General features: G+C 66.9%; 17 protein-coding genes. 4 read left to right on the forward strand and 13 right to left on the reverse strand.

The genetic code is table 11. The features are described from left to right. Positions 1–106: 106 nt before the first annotated feature. The 4 genes from RI032_RS05985 to RI032_RS06000 all read right to left on the reverse strand — a co-directional run bounded on the left by RI032_RS05985 (position 107) and on the right by RI032_RS06000 (position 2,983). On the reverse strand, positions 107–556 hold the full coding sequence (locus RI032_RS05985) for a hypothetical protein (protein ID WP_049482087.1): 450 nt from the start codon (positions 554–556) through the stop codon (positions 107–109). 27 nt (positions 557–583) lie between these two features. Next, positions 584–1,003, reverse strand: coding sequence for a hypothetical protein (locus RI032_RS05990; RefSeq protein ID WP_061478417.1), 420 nt, complete (start codon positions 1,001–1,003; stop codon positions 584–586). A gap of 67 nt (positions 1,004–1,070) precedes the next feature. After that, on the reverse strand, positions 1,071–2,324 hold the full coding sequence (gene glyA, locus RI032_RS05995) for a serine hydroxymethyltransferase (protein WP_322547989.1): 1,254 nt from the start codon (positions 2,322–2,324) through the stop codon (positions 1,071–1,073). A gap of 185 nt (positions 2,325–2,509) precedes the next feature. Continuing rightward, positions 2,510–2,983 carry an RcnB family protein gene (locus tag RI032_RS06000; protein ID WP_019338039.1) on the reverse strand — a complete coding sequence of 158 codons (474 nt, stop codon included), beginning with the start codon at positions 2,981–2,983 and terminating at the stop codon, positions 2,510–2,512. 254 nt (positions 2,984–3,237) lie between these two features. On the opposite strand from RI032_RS06000, the gene ettA reads away from it, so the two are divergent. The 3 genes from ettA to RI032_RS06015 all read left to right on the forward strand — a co-directional run bounded on the left by ettA (position 3,238) and on the right by RI032_RS06015 (position 7,463). Next, positions 3,238–4,902, forward strand: a complete 1,665-nt coding sequence (ettA, locus tag RI032_RS06005) for an energy-dependent translational throttle protein EttA (protein WP_010481992.1) — start codon at positions 3,238–3,240, stop codon at positions 4,900–4,902. 124 nt (positions 4,903–5,026) lie between these two features. Further along, on the forward strand, positions 5,027–6,343 hold the full coding sequence (locus tag RI032_RS06010; protein WP_005408048.1) for an NCS2 family permease: 1,317 nt from the start codon (positions 5,027–5,029) through the stop codon (positions 6,341–6,343). Positions 6,344–6,497: 154 nt separating this feature from the next. Then, positions 6,498–7,463 carry a DUF4434 domain-containing protein gene (locus tag RI032_RS06015; RefSeq protein WP_425603834.1) on the forward strand — a complete coding sequence of 322 codons (966 nt, stop codon included), beginning with the start codon at positions 6,498–6,500 and terminating at the stop codon, positions 7,461–7,463. Here RI032_RS06015 and RI032_RS06020 read toward each other — a convergent pair. The 8 genes from RI032_RS06020 to RI032_RS06055 form a co-directional block, all read right to left on the reverse strand. Next, positions 7,457–10,276, reverse strand: coding sequence for an NfrA family protein (locus RI032_RS06020; protein ID WP_322547990.1), 2,820 nt, complete (start codon positions 10,274–10,276; stop codon positions 7,457–7,459). The genes RI032_RS06015 and RI032_RS06020 overlap by 7 nt on opposite strands. Next, positions 10,273–12,420 (reverse strand): glycosyl transferase family protein, encoded by a 2,148-nt coding sequence (locus tag RI032_RS06025; RefSeq protein WP_010481996.1) that lies wholly within the window; start codon positions 12,418–12,420, stop codon positions 10,273–10,275. Before RI032_RS06025 ends, RI032_RS06020 begins: the two co-directional genes overlap by 4 nt. 6 nt (positions 12,421–12,426) lie before the next feature. Next, positions 12,427–14,628, reverse strand: coding sequence for a hypothetical protein (locus RI032_RS06030; protein ID WP_322547991.1), 2,202 nt, complete (start codon positions 14,626–14,628; stop codon positions 12,427–12,429). Beyond that, positions 14,625–15,809: a non-hydrolyzing UDP-N-acetylglucosamine 2-epimerase gene (wecB, locus tag RI032_RS06035; RefSeq protein WP_197598084.1), complete on the reverse strand. Its 1,185-nt coding sequence runs from the start codon at positions 15,807–15,809 to the stop codon at positions 14,625–14,627. Before wecB ends, RI032_RS06030 begins: the two co-directional genes overlap by 4 nt. Before the next feature lie 267 nt (positions 15,810–16,076). Next, the gene (locus RI032_RS06040) at positions 16,077–17,111 is read right to left on the reverse strand and encodes a fimbrial protein (protein WP_260364038.1); all 1,035 of its coding nucleotides are present in this window, start codon (positions 17,109–17,111) and stop codon (positions 16,077–16,079) included. Next, a complete protein-coding gene (locus RI032_RS06045; protein ID WP_010482000.1) occupies positions 17,102–19,666 on the reverse strand; it encodes a fimbria/pilus outer membrane usher protein in 2,565 nt (854 codons plus the stop codon). The genes RI032_RS06040 and RI032_RS06045 overlap by 10 nt, the downstream gene beginning before the upstream one ends. A gap of 92 nt (positions 19,667–19,758) precedes the next feature. After that, a complete protein-coding gene (locus tag RI032_RS06050) occupies positions 19,759–20,487 on the reverse strand; it encodes a fimbrial biogenesis chaperone (RefSeq protein WP_049411192.1) in 729 nt (242 codons plus the stop codon). Positions 20,488–20,572: 85 nt separating this feature from the next. Beyond that, positions 20,573–21,112, reverse strand: coding sequence for a fimbrial protein (locus RI032_RS06055; RefSeq protein WP_010482005.1), 540 nt, complete (start codon positions 21,110–21,112; stop codon positions 20,573–20,575). A gap of 459 nt (positions 21,113–21,571) precedes the next feature. On the opposite strand from RI032_RS06055, the gene RI032_RS06060 reads away from it, so the two are divergent. Further along, a complete protein-coding gene (locus RI032_RS06060; protein WP_010482007.1) occupies positions 21,572–21,937 on the forward strand; it encodes a hypothetical protein in 366 nt (121 codons plus the stop codon). Positions 21,938–21,962: 25 nt separating this feature from the next. Here the strand turns inward: RI032_RS06060 and pncB are convergent, their stop codons facing one another. After that, positions 21,963–23,141: a nicotinate phosphoribosyltransferase gene (pncB, locus tag RI032_RS06065; protein WP_010482009.1), complete on the reverse strand. Its 1,179-nt coding sequence runs from the start codon at positions 23,139–23,141 to the stop codon at positions 21,963–21,965. Positions 23,142–23,203 lie beyond the last annotated feature (62 nt).

A 23,203-nucleotide genomic window follows, 5' to 3' on the forward strand; every position in this document is an offset into this window, starting at 1 on the left:
AGCGTCGCAAAGGTACCTGAGAAAGGGTCCCGCAGCAAATGCTGTCTGCGCGGAAGTGCGTGCATTTCGGCCGAACAGAGCCTCCAGCGCGGTCAGCGCTGTGCGCTCAACCGGGTGCCGGCGGCACCGAGGCTGCGCGTGCCCAGCGCAGCCACACCAGGTGCCCGGCCATCACCAGCAACGGTGGGCCAAAGCCGAGGAAGGCCAATGTCGAGATCTCCCCGTGCTTGAAGGTGAAGTACAGCGTGGCGGCAACCACGGCCAATGCGGCCAGCCCCCCCAGCGCCAACCCCACCCAGGCGACAACCGGGGAATCGCGCAGGCCGACAAGGCCACGCCCCAGGAACAGGCCGCTCAACCACAACCACGACAGCAGGCCGATGATTCCAGCCGTCGACCACAGCAGCAACAGTGTGTGCTCGTCGCCTGTCAGGTACTTGCCATCCCATACGACCATCAGCCCCAGCACGGCACCCGTGCCGCCTGCCGCCACGGTGGGCAGGCCTGCCAGCAGGCCGGCGATCGCCATCCAGCGTTTGTGCAGACGCTCATCCATGCGTTCGATTTCCTTCCATGGGCCACGTCATGCGCAGCGTTTGATCCACACCAGCATCGCAGCCGGCACCAGCATCGACGGGCCCAGCAGCAACAGGGTGATGCCTTCGGCGTGCACGGTGACGCCCCACCACAGCGCCAGCCCCAGCGGGGGCAAGGCGGCGAGACCGCCCGCCAGCAGCATCCACCACCAGAGACGGTGCACGTGCAGCCCGGCACGCCCCTGCATCAGAAAACCCGCACTGAGCCACAACCAGGCCAGGCAGCCGGCAATGCCGGCCAGGCCCCACAGCGGCATCACCGTCACCGAGGCCAGCGTGCCGTGACCGAACTGGCCCAGCCCCATCAGCAGCAGCATGGTCGCTGCCGCGCCGCCCATCACCAGGCTGGGCAGGCCAAGCAGCACCGCCAGGGCGGTGTACAGATACTTGAGGTGGCGCTCATCCATGCGCTGTCACTCCAATGCTGGGGTCAGAGCCCTTCCCTGCGGGAAGGGATCCGACCCCACTCCCCGGTCAGCCGTAGACCGGGTACTTGCGGCACTGCGCGCTGACGGCGTCGCGCACGCGGGCGATCACGGCGTCATCGTTCGGCGCGTCGAGCACGTCGGCGATCCAGTTGGCCAGGTCCACGCAGTCCTGTTCAACGTAACCACGGGTGGTCACCGCCGGGGTACCCAGGCGCAGGCCCGAGGTCACGAACGGCGAACGCGGGTCGTTCGGCACCGAGTTCTTGTTGACGGTGATGTGCGCCTTGCCCAGCGCCGCTTCCGCGTCCTTGCCGGACACGTCCTTGCCGATCATGTCGACCAGCATCAGGTGGTTCTGGGTGCCACCGGAGACGATCTTGTAGCCGCGCGCGATGAGCGTGTTGGCCATCGCCTGGGCGTTCTTCACCACCTGCTGCTGGTAGGCCCTGAAGCCCGGTTCCAGCGCTTCCTTGAAGGCGACGGCCTTGCCGGCGATGACGTGCATCAGCGGACCACCCTGGATGCCCGGGAACACGATCGACTGCAGCTTCTTGACCAGGTCTTCGTCGGCGCCCTTGGCGACGATGATGCCGCCGCGCGGGCCGCGCAGGGTCTTGTGGGTGGTGGAGGTGACCACGTGGGCGTGCTCCAGCGGGCTGGGGTACACGCCTGCGGCGACCAGGCCGGCAACGTGGGCCATGTCGACGAACAGATAGGCACCGACCTTGTCGGCGATGGCGCGGAAGCGTGCCCAGTCGATCACCTGCGAGTAGGCCGAGAAGCCGGCCACGACCATCTTCGGCTTGTGCTCCAGGGCCAGGCGCTCGACTTCGTCGTAATCGATCAGGCCCTGATCGTTCACGCCGTACTGCACGGCGTTGAACAGCTTGCCCGAGGCATTCACCTTGGCACCGTGGGTGAGGTGGCCGCCGTGGGCCAGGCTCATGCCGAGGATGGTGTCACCCGGCTGCAGCAGGGCGAAGTACACGGCCTGGTTGGCCTGCGAACCGCTGTGCGGCTGCACGTTGGCGTAGTCCGCGCCGAACAGCTGCTTGAGGCGGTCGATCGCCAGCTGCTCGGCGATGTCCACGTATTCGCAGCCACCGTAGTAGCGCTTGCCCGGGTAGCCTTCGGCGTACTTGTTGGTCAGCTGGCTGCCCTGGGCTTCCATCACCGCCGGGCTGGTGTAGTTCTCGCTGGCGATCAGCTCGACGTGGTCTTCCTGGCGCTGGGTTTCAGCGGCGATGGCCTTGGCCAGTTCGGGATCGTAGGATTCGATGCGGACGTCACGCGGGAACATCGGGTACTCCAGCAGGCAGGGAAAAGGGGGTACGGCTCAGCCCCCGATTGTAGCCCCGCACCGGCCTGCTGGGGCCGAAACGGACGGGGCCGGCATCCCCGAAGGAATCCGGCCCCGTATGGTTTCGATTGATGTGGGGTCAGAGCCCTTTCCGTTGGAAAGGGATCCGACCCCGGCCACGATCCTCAGCGGTTGCTGAGCACGTACTGGGCGATCACACCGGTGGCGATGGCAACCAGCAGCATGTTCCCGCGGTCATCGCGGATCCAGTGGTGCCCGTAGGGCGGGCGACGCAGGTGATAGCGCGGGTAGTCGTTCACCACATAGATCGGGCCGCGGTAATAGTCGCGGTAGCGATGGCCGACCTTCCAGCCATAGCCCGGGCCATAGGCCGGGCGGTACACCACACGCGGCGGTGCCGGGCGGTAGTAGCGGTCATGATCACGGTGCCACTCGCGGCGATCCTGGCGGTAGTCGCGCCGGGCCTCGCGGCGGTCGCGCTCCCAGTCACGGCGGTCGTGGCGCCACTCACGGCGATCCTCGCGCCATTCGCGGCGGTCGTGGTTGCGGCGATGGTCGTTGTCGGCGAACGCCGGGGCCACGGCGCCCAGCGCCAGCACAGAGGCCACGGCACTGGCCATTACTCGATTGATGCGCATGTCAGACCTCTGCTCGGGTGGGTGGTGAGCCCATATTGCGCAACCGATCTGAACCGTTTCCGGCTGGAAACGCTTCCCGTTGCAGGACTGTGACGCAGTATTCAGGGGGCGGCCAGCCCGGCGCCCCCTTCCCGGGCGCGGCCCGGAACCGGTTCCGGCTATAATTGGCGGTATTCCATTTCAGTCTGTGCCCGCTGCCGCAACGGGATCTTCCCGTGACGGACCGGGCGCAGGGCCGCGCCTACGGAGACCGCATGTCCTCGCAATACATCTACACCATGAACCGCGTGTCCAAGGTGGTCCCGCCCAAGCGGCAGATCATCAAGGACATCTCGCTGTCCTTCTTCCCGGGCGCGAAGATCGGCCTGCTGGGCCTGAACGGCGCCGGCAAGTCCACCGTGCTGAAGATCATGGCCGGCGTGGACACCGATTTCGAGGGCGAAGCCCGCCCGCAGCCGGGCATCAAGGTCGGCTACCTGGCGCAGGAACCGGAGCTGGACCCGACCAAGACCGTGCGTGAAGCGGTGGAGGAAGGCGTGGGCGAAGTGCTGCAGGCCCAGGCCGCGCTGGAAGCGGTGTACGCCGCCTACGCCGAGGAAGGCGCCGACTTCGACGCGCTGGCCAAGGAACAGGAGCGCCTGGAGGCGATCCTGGCCGCTGGCGACGCACACACCCTGGAAAACCAGCTGGACGTGGCCGCCGATGCGCTGCGCCTGCCGCCGTGGGATGCCGTGGTCGGCAAGCTGTCCGGTGGTGAAAAGCGCCGCGTGGCCCTGTGCCGCCTGCTGCTGCAGAAGCCGGACATGCTGCTGCTCGACGAACCGACCAACCACCTCGACGCCGAGTCGGTGGAATGGCTGGAACAGTTCCTGGCGCGCTACACCGGCACCGTGGTGGCGGTCACCCACGATCGCTACTTCCTGGACAACGCCGCCGAATGGATCCTGGAACTGGACCGCGGCCGCGGCATTCCGTGGAAGGGCAACTACACCGACTGGCTGACCCAGAAGGACGAGCGCCTGAAGCAGGAAGACAACCAGGAAAAGGCCCGCCAGAAGGCGATCCAGAAGGAACTGGAGTGGTCGCGCCAGAACGCCAAGGGTGGCCGCACCAAGGGCAAGGCCCGTCTGGCCCGCCTGGAAGAACTGCAGTCGGTCGATTACCAGAAGCGCAACGAGACCAATGAAATCTTCATCCCGCCGGGCGAGCGCCTGGGCAATGCGGTGATGGAGTTCAAGAACGTCTCCAAGAAGTTCGGCGACCGCCTGCTGTTCGACAACCTGAGCTTCCTGGTGCCTGCCGGCGCCATCGTCGGCATCATCGGCCCGAACGGTGCCGGTAAGTCGACCCTGTTCAAGATGATCACCGGCCAGGAAAAGCCGGATACCGGCGAGATCGTGGTCGGCCCGACCGTGAAGCTGTCCTACGTGGACCAGAGCCGCGACGCACTGGAAGGCAACCACAACGTCTTCCAGGAAATCGCGGGCGGCCTGGACATCCTCAACATCAACGGCATCGAGATCCAGTCGCGCGCCTACATCGGCCGCTTCAACTTCAAGGGCCAGGACCAGCAGAAGATGGTCGGTTCGCTGTCCGGTGGTGAGCGTGGCCGCCTGCACATGGCCAAGACCCTGCTGCAGGGTGGCAACGTGCTGCTGCTCGACGAACCGTCCAACGACCTGGACATCGAAACCCTGCGTGCGCTGGAAGATGCGCTGCTGGAGTTCCCGGGCAACACCTTCGTCATCTCGCATGACCGCTGGTTCCTGGATCGCATCGCGACCCACATCCTGGCGTTCGAAGGCGACTCGCACGTGGAGTTCTTCCAGGGCAACTACCGCGAGTACGAAGAAGACAAGCGCCGCCGCATGGGCGACGACGCGGCGCCGAAGCGCCTGCGCTTCAAGGCGCTGAAGTAAGGCAACCGGAAAGGCCGCGCTCGCGCGGCCTTTCTCCTTTCGGTAGGTCACCACCGTTGGTGGTGACGCTTCAAGGCGTACCGACCAACGGTCGGTACCCACCACCAACGGGTCGAGATTCCCCATGTCCCTGTTCGAGCGCCTGTTCCAGCTGCAGCAGCACGGCACCACCGTGCGTACCGAGCTGCTGGCCGGTGTCACCACCTTCCTGACGATGTCCTACATCGTCTTCGTGAACCCCGAGATCCTCGGCACCACCGGCATGGACGCGGGCGCGGTGTTCGTGGCCACCTGCCTGGCTGCGGCGCTGGGTTCGGCGGTGATGGCGCTGGCCGCCAACTTCCCGGTGGGCATGGCACCGGGCATGGGCCTGAACGCGTTCTTCGCCTTCACCGTGGTCGGTGCCGCTGGCCTGCCGTGGCAGCAGGCGCTGGGTGCGGTGTTCATCTCCGGCCTGGTGTTCCTGGTGCTGTCGCTGACCGGCGTGCGCGCATGGCTGGTGTCCGGCATCCCCTCGTCGCTGCGCTCGGCCATCGTGGCCGGCATCGGCCTGTTCCTGGCGATCATCGCGCTGCAGAAGTCCGGCGTGATCGTCGGCAATGAAGACACGCTGGTGGCGCTGGGCCCGTTGAACACGGCGCCGCCGCTGCTGGCACTGGCCGGCTTCCTGCTGATCGCGGTGCTGGAAGCACGCCGCATCCGCGGTGCGATCCTGATCGGCATCCTGGCGGTGACCGGCGCGGGCTGGGCGTTGGGCGACGTGCAGTACCAGGGCCTGGTCTCGCTGCCGCCGAGCCTCGCACCCACCTTCCTGCAGCTGGACCTGCCGGGCCTGCTGCACCATGACGGCGGCGCACCGATCGCAGTGCTGCTGCAGGTGGTGCTGGTGTTCGTGCTGGTGGAAGTGTTCGATGCCACCGGCACGCTGTACGGCGTGGTCGGTCGCGCCGGCCTGCTGAAGCTGCCGGGCGCGCAGAAGCGTTTCGGCCGTGCGCTGCTGGCCGACAGCACCGCGATCGTGGCCGGTTCGATGCTTGGCACCAGCAGCACCACGGCCTTTGCCGAAAGCGCCTCGGGCGTGCAGGTGGGCGGCCGCACCGGCCTGACCGCGCTGGTGGTGTCGGCGCTGTTCCTGGCGGCGCTGCTGTTCTCGCCGCTTGCGGCAATGGTGCCCAGCTATGCCACCGCGCCGGCACTGCTGTTCGTGGCTGGCCTGATGCTGCGTGAGCTGGTGGAAGTGGACTGGAGCGACCTGACCGAATCGGTGCCAGCCGCACTCTGTGCGCTGGCGATGCCGTTCACCTACTCGATCGCCAACGGCCTGGCGTTCGGCTTCATTGCCTATGCCGCGCTGAAGGCCGGTACCGGGCGCTGGCGCGAAGTGCATCCGGCTGTGTGGCTGGTGGCGGTGCTGTTTACCCTGCGCTACGCGCTGGAATAAGCGGTAGGCGATGCCGGCCAGCGGCCGGCGCTACCAGAGCACGCTTCGGCCCGCGACCGGGACTACCGGACGCAGGGTTCACCCGCCACGCACGGCGCTCTGGGATGATGCGGGCATGGTTCGGCCCGACCTTCCCGCGGATCCTTCTTCGCCGTTGCGCCGTCGCTTGCTGCGCGCGGCAGTGCTGGCGCCGTTGGCCGCTACGCTCGCCACCCTGCCCGGCTGCTCGCTGCCGGTGCAGGTCGATGGCACCTTCCTGCAGCCGTGGCGCAGCCACCTGCAATGGGGCCTGGCCGACTGGCAGCGATCCTTGAAGCTTGCGCATACGCTGGGCTGCCGTCAGCTGGTGCTGCAATGGACCGGCATCGTCGGTGGCAGCGACGGCGACTGGTCACTGCCCGACGGCAGCCTGCAGCAGCTGTTCACCGCCGCCGGCGAGAACGGCATCCGCATCCGCGTCGGCCTGCCCTTCCAGCAACGCTGGTGGCAGGCCATCGCCGCGGACGACGCCACGCTGAAGGCCTTCCTGGCCGAGAGCCTGGCGTACGCACGCAGCTGGTTGGCACAGGCACCCTGGGCGCAGCAGCCGGCCTTCGGGGGCTGGTACCTGCCCTACGAACTGGAGCAGTACCACTGGGCCGATCCGGCCCGCCAGCAATGGCTGGCGCAGTGGCTGCACGGGCTGGTGCAGGCCGCCAGCACGCGCGGCGGTGACTGTGCGATCTCCTGTTACTTCAGCCGCCTGCAGACCGATGGCAACCTGGTCACGCTGTGGCAGGCGGTGCTGGCACAGGCCACGCTACGGCCGATGGTGCAGGATGGCGTGGGGGTGGCCGGTGCCGGCAACGTGCAGCAGCTCCAGCCGTTGCTCGATCATTTCCATGCACACGGCATCGGTTTCGATGCGATCGTCGAACTGTTCCGCGAACTGCCCGGCGGCCCTGCCGACGGCAGCGGATTCAAGGGCGAAACCGCCGATGCCGCACGTATCCAGCGGCAGTTGGCATGGGCACGCGACAGCGGCGCACAGCACGTGCTGGTCTATGCACTGGAGCCATGGCTGACCCAGGACACGCCGCAGGCCGCAGCGCTGCGGCGACGCTGGGGCCTGCGTCAATAGTAGAGGATGGCGGTAGCGAACAGGCCCTTGGCGCGCTGTGTATCACCGCCACCGATCGCGAAGCGGTACTGCACGGTCAGGTCCAGGTAGGAACGCGGCGTGTTGTAGTGGTCCTCGCGGAACCCGTAACGCACGCCCACGCCCGGCCCTGCGCCAAGTGACCAGCTGCGCTGCGTATCGTTGAGCGCGAACGACTGCGCCGGGAACGGCGGATAACGGATGTCGCGCACGCGCGAGCGCTGGTCCAGCCAATCGGCACCCACCACGACATAGGGTGTGACCACCCAATGCGTCTGCCCTGCACCGAAGCGGAAACTGCGCCCGGCGCGCAGTTCACCGGCAGCGAACCACTGTTCGCGATGCAGGCGCCCATTGGCCTCACCCAGGCGCCGCACCGGCGTGCCGTTGGCATCAAGCGCGTCGAGGGTGAAGGTGGCACCGTTGTCGTCCCAGGTGTATCCCCCCTGCGCGTAGCCACTGACCATCCACCACTGGTTCACATCGGTGCGCAGATCGGTGCCATGGTAGTAGCCATAGGTCAGGTAGGACATCCAGCCACCGGAACCACTGGCCAGCCGGTAGCGCGCCAGCGTGCTGGCTTCCAGTGGCCGGTTCAGGGCCAGCTGCAGGCGGCACTGCACCGCTGCCGACTCGGGGTAGACCTCGCCCTGGCGGGTTGCACTGCCGAGGAACTGTCGGCGCTCGATGCCAGCACTCAGACCGCTCTGGCCAAACGCGTAGCGCATGCCGAAGGACGCGATTGTGGAGGGCCAGCCGGTAGTGGAACGCGAGTGGCTGAGGCGCTCCGCGCGTGCACGCGCATCCGGCGTTGATTCGCCGGTGCACGGGTCCACCGCGCGGATCGATTCGTAAGTGCCACCCTCGTCGTACAGCGTGTTGAGCAGGCGCGCGTAGAGTTCCAGCGTGCCATGCTGGTCGTTGAAGGCCGGGGGCCGCCAGAACGCTTCCAGCGTGCTGAACACCGAATCGCCGGGCGTGCTGATCGCCGCACCGCCCACATTGGTCGCCGCTTGGCGCGCACCGCGGAAACCCGCCGAGGCGATCACGCCCCACTCGCGCGAATAGTTGGCGATGGCATTTCGCACGTTGTAGCGCTGATGCGCATCCAGTGACAGCTCGCCGGCATCGGCGCGAACAATGGCGCTGCGCAGCAGCGTCACCGCCTGCGCATGGTCGCCGTTGGCTGCGCTGGCGTAGGCCTGGTCGAGCACTACGCTTTTCGGTGCCTTTCCGGTGGCCTCGGCGGCACGGAAGTCGGCCAGTGCGCGCGCCGGTTCGTGGGCCCTCTGGTTGAGGTAGCCGCGCTGCATCAGTGCACCCGCGTCATCAGGACGCTGTGCCAGTGCCGTATCCAGGCGCTGCCGCGCTTCGTCCTGCTGGGCACGGTTGCCCGCCGCCAGCGTGGTGGTCAGCAGGCCTTGCAGGTTCGCGTCGTCCGGTGCGAGTTGCACGGCCTGCCGCGCCTCACCGATGGCATCGGCGTAATCCTGGCGCGCGTAGGCAGCGTAGGCACGCTGTGCGGCACCGCCATCCCCCTGCAGATCGGCCGGCACCAGTTCGCAGACGTTGCCGCTGTCACCGGACTGGCAGTGCTGGACCGGTGCCGGGTAGGCCTCGGCGCTGATGCGGGGAGGCTCGCGACTGGCACGGGTCGCCCGGCTGCGCTGATCGATGCCCTGCTGCAGCAGCTGCCGTGTCCGTGCATCGCCTTCAACTGCCGGTAGCGCCGCCTGCAACGGTGCCAGCAGTGCAGCTGCGCGTACCCGATCACCTGCGGCCAGCGCCGCATCCACCGCCAGCAGCCGCACGTTGCGCTGCTGCGCGGTTGATCCCGGCGTGGCGAGCGCGGCATCGAAATCCTCATTGGCCCGCAGCGTACTGCCCTGGCGCTGGCGCAGGTAGCCACGCATCACCCGGGCATTGAGATCGTTGGCGTCCACCTGCAATGCCTGATCAGCACTGTGCTCAGCGTCGGCCAGCTGATCGCCCTGCAGCTGCGCGGTGATCAGCAGCAACCGGTATGAAGCAACGTCGGGTGCCAGTTCCACGGCGGCGTGCGCCTGCTCAATGGCGGCGGCATCCTCGCCTGCGGACAGCAATTGATAGGCCTGCTGTGCCTGCAGCAGCGCGCGTTGGCGGCCCAGTGTCACGCGCCGCGCGCGCAGCGCTTCGACATTCGGTGCACCCAACTGCAGCGCGGTGCCGATGGCGGCGTCGGCCTGTTCGGGCTGTTGCTGTGCCTCCAGCGCCGCCACCCACAGCAGGGCCCATGCGCCCTGTTCCGGCTGCTGCCGGAACGCCTGTTCGGCCTTGCTGGCGGCGATGCCCATCTGCCCGGCGTCGTAGGCCGCATAGGCTTCGGTTGCCAGCATGTAGGCCTGCCGGTTGTTGTGGCCGGCCACCGTTGCGGGTGCACGCGGCACCGCTGTGCTACGCGCTGCACCTGTGGTCGTCCTGGGCGCGGCGGCCAGCGCAGGCAAGGCTGGATCCTTCATCCCCGCGTCCAGCGCACGGCGCGCCTGCTGCTGCGCTTCTGCGCCACGACCAAGCTTCTGCAGCGCATAGATCTGCAGCAGGCGCAGCCGCACCACGTCCGGGCGCAGCCGGATCGCTTCGCTGGACTGCCGGTAGGCCGTGGGGTAATCGCCACGTTCATAGGCAGCAAACGCCTGCTCGGCGATGCGGTAGGCCGCACCGGACAGCGGCAGTGGCACCTCGGCCTGCGCCATCACCGGCGCGGCGGCCGTGGCCAGTGCCACGGCAATGACGGTGGACAGCAGCGTGGTCTTCATGCCGGCAAGGCTCCGGGCGGCGGCGACTGCAGCGTGGCCGCACGCCGGCGCTGCTCCTGCATGGCCTGGGCCACGGCCTCCTCGGTGGTGATGCCCTGCTTGACCAGGTAGTCGCCGATGCGACCGTCGCGCTGCGGCATGTAGTCGTCCAGTGCGATCTCGAAGCGTGCGTGATCGATCAGGCGCATTTCCACCAGCAGGTCGCCCAGCAATGGCACGTTGTCCAGGTGCCACTGCCGTTCGCCACCGATCAGGCGCAGGCCCGCGTTGATCTCGCTTTCGCGGGCAATGCTCTGTTCGATGTGCTCGCTGCGCGTTTCCTGCTTCAGCAATGCCACGGCGTCCTCGGGCAGCGGACTGGCCACGGCCAGCCGCAGGGTGCCTTCCTGGCGCGGCGGCAGCGGCAGCATGCGCCATTGCACGCAGGCATCGGCACTGACCGGGAACTGGCAGGCACGCAGGTAATCCACGTCGATCACCGCGCGTGGCAGGTCACCCTGGAAGGCGATGGCCTCGGCCAGGGTCTCGTCATCCAGCCAGCCCTGGGTGAGCAGGATGCGGCCCAGCGGTTGCTGGCGGCCTGCCTGCTGCTGGTCCAGCGCCTGCTGCAGGCGTTCGGGTTCCACCGCCTGCCAAGTGGTCAACAGCTCGCCCAGCTGCTTGCGGGTCTGCACCAGCTGCGCCGCATCGGGGAAGTCGTGCATGGTCTTGTCCCAGACCATGCGCTTGCCGAACAGCAGGTAGGCCAGGAACACCTTCCAGGCTCGGGCGGTGGCCATGAAATTGATCATGTTGCCGACCACCATGCGCGGGATCGACATCAACGCATGCTCCCAGCCGTACAACCGGTTGACGAAATAGAAGCGCTGCACGACCCGGGTCGCCAGCGCTGCGGTGGTCAGCAGCGCGACATTCATCTGCCAGGTACCGGCCTGGAACACGCTGGGGAACTGCATCGTCCACAGCCCGGTCATCTTCAACAGCCAGAACAGCAGCAGCTGCAGGAAGATGATGTAGGCGATGATGCTGACGAACGAGGTGATGATGCCCTTGCGGTCGCGCGCCAGCAGGTACTTGGTGGCCAGTGATCCACGCCAGCCCAGCGACTCCCAGCTCTGCAGGCCGATGCCCAGCACCCACCGCGCCTTCTGCCGGTACGAGGCACGGAAGTTGTCGGGGAAGTACTCGCGCACGCACAGCGCCATCTGCTGGGTACGCTCGCGCACCGGCCCCCAGCCGAACCATGACGGACGGCGCACGCGGAACTGCACCGGGAAGCGGGCGAAGATCGACTGCATGCCCATCGCCGCCAGCCGCGCACCGACGTCGTAATCCTCGGTGAGGCTGTCGGTATTGAAGGGCTGGTTGTCGGTCTGTGCGCTCAGCGCCAGCAGCGCGCGCCGCGAGAAGCAGGTACCCACGCCCGCGGAGGGCACCATGCCGGACACGCTCTCGCGCACCACCAGATCCTTTGCGTGCCATTCGGCGAACTCGTCCATGTAGACGCCGGCCACCAGTTCGTACCACTCGCGGTCCAGCGAGGTCACCGGCAACTGGATCATGTCCTTGCGTGGCAGCAGGTAGTTGTAGAAGCGCAGTTCCATCGGGTGCAGCACGTCCTCGCTGTCGTGCAGGATCACCCCGGCGAATTCGATGTCGTGGCGCTTCTCGTAATCGAAGATGGCCAGGATCAGCCAGTTCAGGCAGTCGGCCTTGCTGGTCGGCCCGTCGTGCGGCACCTCCACGCGGCGCAGGCGCTTGTAGCGGCGGCGCATGCGCTCCACTTCGTCGATGGTCTGCTGGTCGTTGGGATAGGTGCCGACGAACACGACGTACTCGCGGTAGTCGAGCACGTTGATCATGTTCTCCACCATCTGCGCGATGACGTCGTATTCCATCCACGCCGGCACCATGATCGCCAGCGGCTGTTGCGGCCGCTGCATCAGGTCTTCCTGGGTCAGCGGCCGGTAGGCTTCGCGACGCTTGATGGTGAGCGCGCGCCAGCTCTCGCGAACCCAGTACCAGACATCGATGAACAGGTCATCGAGGCTGGAGATCAGGATCAGCACGGCCACCGCCGCCGCTGTGGTTTCCAGGGCGGCGTAATAGTTGGCCAGCTGGATGTTCCAGAACAGACCGTCCACGGTGGATCAGTGCCCTGTGTTGGCGGACTTGCGGCGGCGCACCTGGGTGACGCGGGCGGCCAGCAGCGCGAACACGATCACGCCGACCAGCAGCAGCAACCAGACCATGTGCCGTTCCCACTTCGATTGCGGATTGCCATCCTGGGCAACGCGGCTTCCGTAAGGATCCTGGCGATCGAACTCGCGCACGGCATCACTGCCGTCGAGCACCGCAAGATCACCGCGCAGCAGCCGGAACGGTGCGCCGAACGACGGTGCCTGTGCGCCCAGGTCGCTGTACAGCACCCCGAGCTGGCCGCCGGAGGTGCCGACCTGCACCACCGCAGCGCGATCCAGGCCGCCGACATCCAGCAGCGGCTGCGGCTTCCCGCCGATCAGCAGGTGGCCGTCCTTCAGGCCGGCCACATCAACACCCGACGGCGCCACACCGAAGGCCAGCCACGGCGTACCCGGGCTGACCGCCGCACCGGCATCGACCACCTTCAGCGCCGACGCCTCCGGCGAGGCGCCCACTGCACTGGCCACCGCGATCACCTTGCGCAGCGATGCCGGCGCATCCTGCAGCCACGTGGCGGGCACGAACACCTGGTTGCCGCGTGACAGCTGGCTGCTGGCACCGACGAAATCACTGCCCAGCGAACGCTTGGCCAGGGTCAGGTGACTGCTGGGCAGGACCGATACCGGATAGGCGGTGGCCGGATCGTGGCAATAGGGGCGTGCCGGCTGGCGCAGGAAGCTGACCCGGATCTCGTTGCGCGCCGACAGCGCATAGGCCGGCACCTTGGCCACCAGCCGCTGCGGCTGGCCGTTGGCCGACAACACCTTGCCCCCCAGCAGGTAATCGTTGAAATGGATGGTGGCCACCGCGCCCTGCCCGGCCGCGTTGGGGGCCGCCGAGACGTCGATCACCACCTCCTCGGGCAGGCGCCCGTCGGCCGACAGCGCACCGAGGTCGAAGGTGGCGCTGCGGTCCGCGCGGGTGACGACATCCATCGTGCCGGCGATGTTGCCGAGCCGGCTCAGCAGCACCTGGTCACCGTCCAGCTTCGGCGTGCCCGCCGCGCTGACCTGCAGGCTGCGGCCCAGCGCATAGCTGCGCCACTGGTCGGCGAACAACCCGGCGACCTTGCCCGCCGCCGCCGGGTCGACCACCAGCGTCGGACGGCCGGCAACGGCCACCACGCTGACCGAGGCGCTGGTCGCGGGCCTTTCCAGGCCACCCATGTCGGTACCGCGCCACGCGGCGAACGCCGTGCCCGCGTCGGCGCCAGCGGTGGCAACCTGTGCGGCCAGCGCATCCAGTGCCGCGCGCACACCGGCCCGCAGCGCATCGCTGCCGATCATCACATCGGCGGCCAACGGCCCGCTGTCCCGCAGCGACAGCAGCGCACCGACTTCGGCCAGATCCTTGATCGCGTATGCCCGCTCGCCCGCGGCCAGCGCGGCATAGGCCGGCACGCCCTGCAGGCTGGCCGGGATGCTGATGCCGGTCAGGTCGACACTGTCACCAACCTTGGGCAGCGCCACCACCTGCACCTGCTTGCCACCGGCCTGCAATGCGGTACCGATGCGCCAGGCCGCATCGTAGGCGGGCGCCTGCAGTGCCTTGCCATCCACCAGCAGGCGCACCTGCGGGGGCAGCGCGCCCCACGCCTTGGCCACGGTGTCCACGGAGCGGCCGTCGAAGCGGTAGCTGAAACGCGAGTCCGGCGACAGCCGCAGCACGTTGGCCGGCGCGCTCTGGTCGGCACATTGGTAGTCGGACACGATCGACCACCAGCCGACGCCGACCCGCACGAAGCCGTTCTGGCGGGGTTCGCCATCGATGGCCAGCAGCTGGCTGGCATCGCCCTGGGCATCGGTGATCGAGCGCGCGGCGATTGGATCGCCATCCACCGACCACAAGCCCGAGGTACGCCCAGCGTGCCCGCGTACATAGCGCCCATCGAGCTGCAGCTGTGCATCGCGGGTGGCAACGCCAGCCGGCACCGGCAGATAGACCTCGCGCTGGCTCTCCTGCCCGCTGAGCACCAGCGGTTGGCGGAAACCGAGTTCGCGCAGGGTCATCTGCCGGCTGACCGTGCTGTCGCCGCTCCATTCGGCGAACTGGCCGGCGACGCTGTCGGCGGCATGGGCACTGCCAACCACGCCCGACAGGACGAACGCGGCGGCGGATGCAAACAGGGGAGAGCGGCCGGTCTGGGTCATGGCGTCACTTCGCGTGGATGGGAGTGGGCGGCACCGCCGCTGCGGAGGCCGGGCGAGAATTCGGGAAGGGGCGTGCCACGCAGGGCGGCGACGATGCGCGCGCTGGCACGGCCATCGCCGTAGGGGCTGGCGTCGGGATCGAAGCGGGTCGGGTGCGGTGGTTGTGCCAGTGCCGCGTTGACCGCTTCGACAATGCGCGAGGGCGTGGTGCCGACCAGCGTCACCACACCGGCCTCGACCGCCTCCGGGCGTTCGGTGACGTCGCGCATGACCAGCACGGGCTTGGCCAGCGCCGGCGCTTCTTCCTGCACGCCACCGGAGTCGGTGAGGATGACGTCGGCGCGCTGCATCAGGCGCACGAAGCGCAGGTAATCCTGCGGCGGCACCAGATGCACGTTGTCGAGATGGCCGAGGTGGGCGTTGACCGGGCCCTGCACGTTCGGGTTGAGATGCACCGGGTACAGCACCTGCAGGTCCGGTCGCCGGGCCAGCTCGGCCAGCGCGCGGCAGATGTCCTCGAAGCCCTGGCCGAAGCTCTCACGGCGGTGGCCAGTGACCAGCAGCAGGCGACGATCGGGATCAAGCATATGGAAGGGTTCGTCAGCCCGCGCACGCAGCGCCGGGTCGGCATCCAGGCGCTCCACGGTCTGCTGCAGGGCATCGATGACGGTGTTGCCGGTGACCAGGATCTGCCCGCCCAGGTGTTCACCGGCCAGGTTGGCGCGCGAGCTGGGCGTGGGCGCGTACAGCTGGTGGCCGACCACATCGATCACCCGCCGGTTCATTTCCTCCGGCCACGGCCGGTTGATGTCACCGGTGCGCAGTCCGGCCTCGACATGGCCGATCGGAATGCGGTGGTGGAACGCGGCCAGCGCGGCGGTCATCGCCGTGGTGGTATCGCCGTGCACCAGCACCCTGTCCGGACGGACCTGCGTGTACAGCGCGTCAAGCCGCTCGAACAGCTTCGCGCACAAGCCATTGAGGGTCTGGTTGGGGACCATGACATCGAGGTCATGGTCGGCGGTGATCTCGAACAGCGACATCACCTGGTCCAGCATTGCCCGGTGCTGGCCGGTGATGCAGACCACCGATTCGATATCCGCAGCCTCGCCCAGGGCACGCACCAGCGGCCCCATCTTGATCGCTTCCGGTCGCGTGCCGAACACCGACAGGACCTTCACCGCAGCGCTCCGGACGGACGGCGCGAGGGAATGCCAGGAGCTGTAGCCACGTCTGGATCCTTTCGGCGTTCCCGTCCAACACCCGCAGGCAGGAGACGGTCACCTCATGAGGAAACTCCAAAATCGCGACGTACATCACATTCGAATGATGATACGCGCGTCGTGGCATTGATCTTCATCGTTGGAAGATCAAGACGCAGTCAACGCCGCCCGCGGAACGGGCGACGTTGCAGTGAAACGCAGCAGTGGCCGCAGCCTGGGGCCGCCTTACTCGTACTGGATGGTGAATGTCGCTTGGCCGTTCGCGACACCCGCACCCACCGTGCCGGCCTGGGTCTGCACATAGCGGGCGCGCAGCGGCAGCGCCATGACACTGGTCCCCGGTGCGGTGGTGCCCACGTTGATGGTCTGGCCGAAGCGGACTTCGCGCTCGGTGGTGCCGTCACGCTGGACCATCTGGATGCCGATGCGGGTGGCGCTGTTGCTGGCGGCGCTCAGCTTCAGCACGCCCGGCATGTTCGAGCTGTCCTGGTCGGCATCCAGGCGGATGCCGATCTTGCTCTGGTACTGGGCAACATTGCTGCCCTGGCAGTTCAGGCGGATCTCGAAATCGCGATCGACGGCCTTGGAGCCGACACCGGTAAAGGTGGTGTTGGGCACGCTGCCGAAATCGACGGCGATGTTGCGGCTGCCGGCCTGCACTTCACAGGTCGGGCTGACCACGGTGGTGCCCGAGCCCTTGAAGGTCGAGGTCAATACCGGGCGGCCAGCACCATCGCCGTCGTAGTAGTAGGTGGTGAACCGGCCATTGGGCGCAATGATGCCGGAGCCGGTCTGCGCCGCGGTCTTGATCAGCTCGACACGGAAGCGGCCGCCACTGAGCGATATATTGGCAGGGCCGCGCAAATTGAGAGTATGTGGGTAGTAGGTCTGGATATCCCCAGAATCGCGATAGACGCGAATACCCACCCCGGCCACATCGGTGGCATAAACGTTGCTGAACCCCGGAACCGGCGTCTGTTGTGCAGCATTGACGAAGCGGCCACTGGCATTGCCGCCCCAGCCATCACAGCGGGCGATACTGTTCCGCTGATTGATGGTCACGATCAACTCTTTGATCACTCCACCCACAGCGAGATTGGGCAGGATCACGATCTGCCCCATATCCATCTGAACATCCTGCGCAACGAAGCCGGATTGGGTGATGTAGCAACTGGCGAACGCCGGACTGGCGAAGGCGACACCACCGAGCACGGCCACGGCAGCCAGCGCCTTGCGGCCTCGGGAAGAAATCATCGGCATGCTGCCTCCAGCGGGATGAAGCCGGTCTTGGACGCATCGGCGCCCGCCGGAACCTGGTAATCGACGGTGCAGCGCTGGTCGGCGCCTGCGCCCCATTCCACCAGCAGGCGGCCCTGGTTCTTTTCACTGCGCACGTACAGGCGGCCGCCCTGGCTGACCATGCCCACCGGCTGGCCCTGCTCGTCCTTGACCTGCGCACCGAACGGCATGGTGCGGCCATCCGGGTTGCGCACCTGGATCAGCAGCGCGTTGCCCTTGCGGGTATCGAAGCGCAGGTAGCTGATGGCACCGGCGAACGGCGCGATCGACTGGCTGGTGCTTTCCAGCTCGACGTCGTGGGCCATGCCCTGCGGGTCGAGGGTGACGGTGTTGAGGCGGTACGGCGACACGTACGGCACCACGGCGTAGCCGCGGCCATCGACGCGCAGGCCCGGGGCGTTGCTGACGATCGCATCGCGCGCGCCCGGTGCTTCCACCAGCACCATGGTGTCGCCACGCTGCGGGGTGAAGGTGAAACCACCCGGATGCACGACCACGCTGCCATTGGCACCCACCGAAGCCTGACGGAAGTCACGCGAGTGGCTGTAGCTGGCGTTCAATGCGGAATAGCGGCTGCGGTATTCGACGTTGCCGATCGCGGTGGTGCTGCCCTCGCGGGAATCGGACAGGGCCGCGCCATAGCTGAAGTTGTTGTCGACACCGGCCGAACCGGTGATGCCAACGCGGCTGTTGTCGTAGCCCCCGCGGTCGCGCACGCCAAGATCAGCACTGAACGACACAGGGTGGGTACCACGGCCCAGCGGCACGCTCATCGACAGCAGGTACTGGGTATCCGAGCGGCCGAGTACGCCCTCTTCGGTGCGCAGCGCCGAGAAGCCGTAGTTCACCGAACGCCAGGCGTTGTTGTAGCCGACCTGGTACTGCTTGGAGGTGCCGGAACGGTCGTAGAAGTCGCGCACCGAGCCGGTCACGTACAACGCGCCGCCCCGACGGCCCAACGGCTGGTTCAGGGTCACCTGGAACTGGCTGCGCTGGCGGCCACGGGTGGTCGGATCGATGCCGCGCTTGTCCGAATCACGGCCATACAGCGCATCCTGCAGGCTGTAGAAGCCTTCGGTCGAATAGCGGTAGGCGGCCAGGGTCAGGTTGGTCCCGGTCTCGCCGATCATGTTGCTGTAGCTCAAGCGCACGCTGGCACCGGTGTGGTTGCCGTAGTGGTCGAACGTCGTACGTGCGTGGGTGACGTCGGCGGCGAACGCGCCAACCGGCGTGGACAGGCCGACGCCGTACAGCAGCGACAGGTAGCCGTCGCTCAGTGCGCTGCCGCCGTACAGCGTCAGCTGGTTGCCGATACCGCGCTGGTAGGTGCCCTGCACCAGCCACGGCTCATCGGCCAGCAGCTTGTTGCGCACCTGGCCGGCGGTCAGCGAGTAACGCGACACGCCTTCGCGCAGCATCTGCGGCACCGAACCGAACGGCACCTTGAATTCGCGGCGGCGGCCATCGGCCTCGATCACGCTCACTTCCAGATCGCCGCCGTAGCCGGTCGGGTACAGGTCGTCGATGACGAAGCTGCCCGGCGACACGGTGGAGGAGTAGATCAGCTGCTCGTTCTGGCGCACTTCGATGCGTGCATTGGTCTCGGCGATGCCGCGCACGACCGGCGCGTAGCCGCGCAGCGAATCGGGCAGCATGCGGTCGTCGCTGGCCAGGCTGGCACCGCGGTAACCGATCGAGTCGAACAGTTCACCGGTGGTGTAGGCCTCACCGATGGTGAGCATGCCGCGCACCTGCGGAATGCCGCGCTGTGCATAGGTGGCGATGCTCTGCCAATGGCGGCCATCGCCCTCGGACCAGGTCAGGTTCGAATCGTGGCGGAACTGCCAGCCACCCAGGTTCATGCCGGCGTTGAGGCCGAGGTAGGCACTGCGGTTGCGCTGGCCACCTTCGACACGGCTGTCGCTGTCGATGGCATTGAAGCTGTAGCCGACGAAGCCGGCATTGATGCCGCGGTCCCACAGCGCCGGGTTGACGTAGCCGCGTGCCTCACGGCGCAGGAACACCTGCGGGATGCTCAGGTCGTAGCGCAGGTTGCCGCTGTCATAGACACCATAGGCATTGGCCATGCGCTGCTGGACCGGCACGCAGCTGGTCTTGTCGGTCGGCACGGACGGATCCTGCTGCAGCAGCACGGCTTCGCTGTCCACGCCCATTTCTTCCAGCATCGGCAGCGGCAGGCAGGCGTCGACACGGCCCTGCGCATCGGCCTTGAACTGCAGATCGCGACGGCCCTGCCAGGCACCGTTGACGTAGACGTCGACACGATAGTTGCCGGCCACCATCGGGTTGCCGTTGCTGAAGGCCGCCAGGTCGACCTGCTTGGCCTGGCCAGACAGGAAGCTGGAATTGAACTGGGCCGACTCCGGTGCACGCGCATTGGCCGCACCACTCTGCGCCATCAGCGCCTGTTCGCCGAGATTGGCCGGGGCAGCCAGCGCCCATCCTGGGCAGGCCACGCCAGCAACCAGCAGGCAAAGCGCCTGATGGATCGACAATGTCAATCTGTTTCCGATCACACTGACATTCCTTCAATTCGCCGCACAGCGGCGGTGGCGGGATGCGCAGGCCAAGGGCCAGCGCGGCGCGTTCAGCCCCCGGTGCTGCCGAGGCGGATGGTGTGTTCCACCCGGCCGCCGTAGTCGTTGATGGTGATGAAGCGGACCTGGTCGGTGCCCGCCGGTGCGGCGAACTCCAGGCTCTGCTTCGGCGCGACCATCGCGCCCTTGTCCTCGACGGCCTTTTCACTGCTGCCGGTCACGGCATGTACTTCGGCCAGAGTGACGTGGAAGGGGCTCGGGTTTTCCACCCGCAGGCGGTCGCCGGTGCGGGTCCAGCGCAGCGCTGCCGGCGCGTCGTTGGCGACGCCCTTCAGGCCCTGCGGCCGGTAGAAAAGCTTCAGGCGCGAACGGAACGCGACCTGCAGGTAATTCTGTTCGCCGCTGTCGGCGTTGTCCGGAGACGGCGGAACATCCAGCACGTTGAGCCAGAACACCGACTCACGGTCGGTCGGCAGCTGCGCGCCGGAGAAGATCAGGCGAAGCGCCTGGCTGCGGCCCGGTTCGACGCGCGCGATCGGCGGCGTCAGCACGAACGGGGCATCGCTGGTATCGGCGGTCTGGTTGGCGTCGCCGCTGTCGATCCAGGCCTGCACCAGCGCCGGCGAATCGCCCACGTTGTCGACCTGCACGGTGACTTCGCGCGCCTGCGCCGGATAGATCACTCGCGTGCCATTGACCACCACGCCGGCCAGAGCGTTCTGGCAGAAGGGCAGCGTGAACGCTGCCAGCAGCAGCGCCCGGGGAAAGATTGCTTTCATCGGAAGTACTACGCTCGAGGTATGTGGCCTGGGGCCGCGATGCACTGGCCGGCGCGTACGCCGGCCAGTGCGGGTACGACTACGATCAGTTGTAGATGATCGTGTACTTGACGCTGCTGGTGACGTCGCCCGGGGTGGCGGCGGCAGTGGCGTAGTACTCAGCGTAGTAGTTCAGGTTGGCGGTGCCGTCGCCGGCCACGGTCACCCACTGCGAGTTGTCCTGGGCCAGACCGGTGCCAGCCGCCTTGATCGGCAGGAACGTGTTGTTCGAGCCCAGCAGCTGCAGCTGCACGTTGGTGGCAGCGTTGGCCGAAGCCTGGTTGACCAGGCGGCCGCTGTTGAAGTCAACGGTGGAACCCGGCTCGAAGTAGGTGGCGACGTTGCCGGCGCTGCACTTGCTCAGGTTGATGGCGAACGGGGTACGGCCCGCAACGGCACCGGCGGTGGCCAGGGTGTTCTTGGACACGGTCGGCAGGTTGACGGCGAAGTCCTTGCCGCCCGGGGTCGAGATGGTGCAGGTCTTGTCGGTCACCTTGCCGTTGAAGGTGATGGTGCCGTCGGCGGCGTTGGCGGCCAGCGGAGCGGCGGCCAGCATCAGAGCGGCGATGATATTGATCTTGTGCATTCGCTTTTACCTAACCCTACTGAAGAGATGAGAAGTAGAGGAGGAAGCAAGGAGCACTGCCGGGCTATCAAGACCCATCCTTGCGTCTCACCTGTGGCCGGACTCGGACATACCTTCCCCTGAATCCGTGACGCAAGTATAGGCACAACTGTGATGAAAGTCTCATTATTTTTCTGAACGCCAATTCATTGACGCTTTAAATGTGACGTGATAGGCAAAATCGAGATTAAGGGGGCGGGGGGAAGGTGACGGTGGCCGGATCAGGTCACAAACGACCCTGCATGACGCTCCTGGTGACGCGTTTGGCATGCGCGGAAACAGGCTTTTTTCAAGTGAAAAACGCCTTATTTGATGCGCATCACTCTTTCTTGGTGATGGCCCTAGCAGATTCGGATTTGTCCTATTAAAGACGGATCGAACCTGTCGCTAACTAGGACACACCGAACCAGAGAACGTGTCATGAGGAACTCCATTCTGCTGTGCGTGGCCCTGATGTCCGTCAGCGCACTGGCCCAGGCCAGCAGCGGCAGCATCCGTTTCAGCGGCCGCATCGCCGAGCCGGGCTGCACGACGGCCCTGTCCCAGGGTGAGCTGAGCCTGGCCGCCTGCCCGCCGTCGGCCAAGGGCTCGACGGTTGCCGTGACGGCCCTTGCCGATGGCCAGGCCGCCACGCTGCGCGACGGCAAGCGCCAGGGCCAGAAGCTGTCGGTGTCGGCCAGCGCGATGCGCGCCGGCGATATCGCCTTCTCCGAGCGTTACAGCGTGCAGGCTTCGAAGCAGCAGCCGCTGCAGGGCGCCTACCTGGTGGTGGTCGACTACCTGTAAGCCGGCGTGCTGCAAGCCGACGCGTTTACGCCGGCGGCAGCTCGAAGACCTGGCGCAGATAGGCCAGGTAGCCCGGGTCGTCGCACATGCTCTTGCCCGGCGAATCGCTGAGCTTGGCCACCGGCTGGCCGTTGCAGCGGACCATCTTGATGACGATGTTGAGCGGCGTTGGCCCCAGATCATTGGTCAGGTGGGTGCCGACGCCGAAGGCGACCTGGCAGCGACCACGGAAGTAGTCGTACAGGCGCATCACCTTGGCGATGTCGAGCCCATCGCTGAACACCAGCACCTTGCTGCGTGCATCCACCCGGCGCTGCTGGAAGTGCGCCAGCATGCGGTCGCCCCAGTCGAACGGATCGCCCGAATCGTGGCGGACACCGTCGAACAGCTTGCAGAAGTACATATCGAAGTCGCGCAGGAACGCATCCAGGCCGACCACGTCGGACAGCGCGATGCCCAGATCGCCGCGATACTCGCGTGCCCACGATTCCAGTGCCGCCACCTGCGAGTCGCGCAGGCGCGGGCCCAGTGCCTGGAAGGCCTGCAGATACTCATGCGCCATGGTGCCGTGCGGGGTCATGCCGTACAGGCGGGCGAAGTGCACGTTGCTGGTGCCGACCAGCTGCGGGCCGAGCGCGTCGCGCAGCAGCGGCAGCAGACGGGCGTGCCAGTCACGCGAGTAGCGGCGGCGGCTGCCGTAGTCGGCAATGCGGCACTGCTCGAAGCCAGGGGTATCGCGCAGCAGCGCGGCCTTGGCCTGCAGGCGGCGCTCACCCTCGGCGAAGTCGGCGGTGGTGGTGTTGCGGAACCAGACTTCGTTGATGATCGCCAGCAGCGGCACTTCGAACAGGATGGTGTGCAGCCACGGGCCGGTGATGTCCAGTTCGATCTCACCGGGCACGGTCTTCGACGCGCGTAGCTGGATGTACTTGCGGTCGAGGTGGAACAGGCCGAGGAAATCGGCGAAATCCGGCTTCACGAAGCGCAGGCCACGCATGTAGTCCAGCTCCGCGTCGCTGAAGCGCAGGCTGCACAGGTGGTCGATCTCTTCGTCGATCTGGTCGATGTAGTGGGCCAGGTCGATGCCGGGCGTGCGGCACTTGAACCGGTACTGCACCTGGGCACCGGGGTGCTGGTGGAGCACCGCCTGCATCATGGTGAACTTGTACAGATCGGTGTCGAGCAGGGACTGGATGATAGGCATGGGGCGGATTATGCGCCCGGCGGAGTGAACCGTGGGCGCGCCCGCCTTCCGTAGAGCCGGGC

The sequence above is a fragment of the Stenotrophomonas geniculata genome, assembly GCF_034508895.1.
Lineage (GTDB): Bacteria > Pseudomonadota > Gammaproteobacteria > Xanthomonadales > Xanthomonadaceae > Stenotrophomonas > Stenotrophomonas geniculata.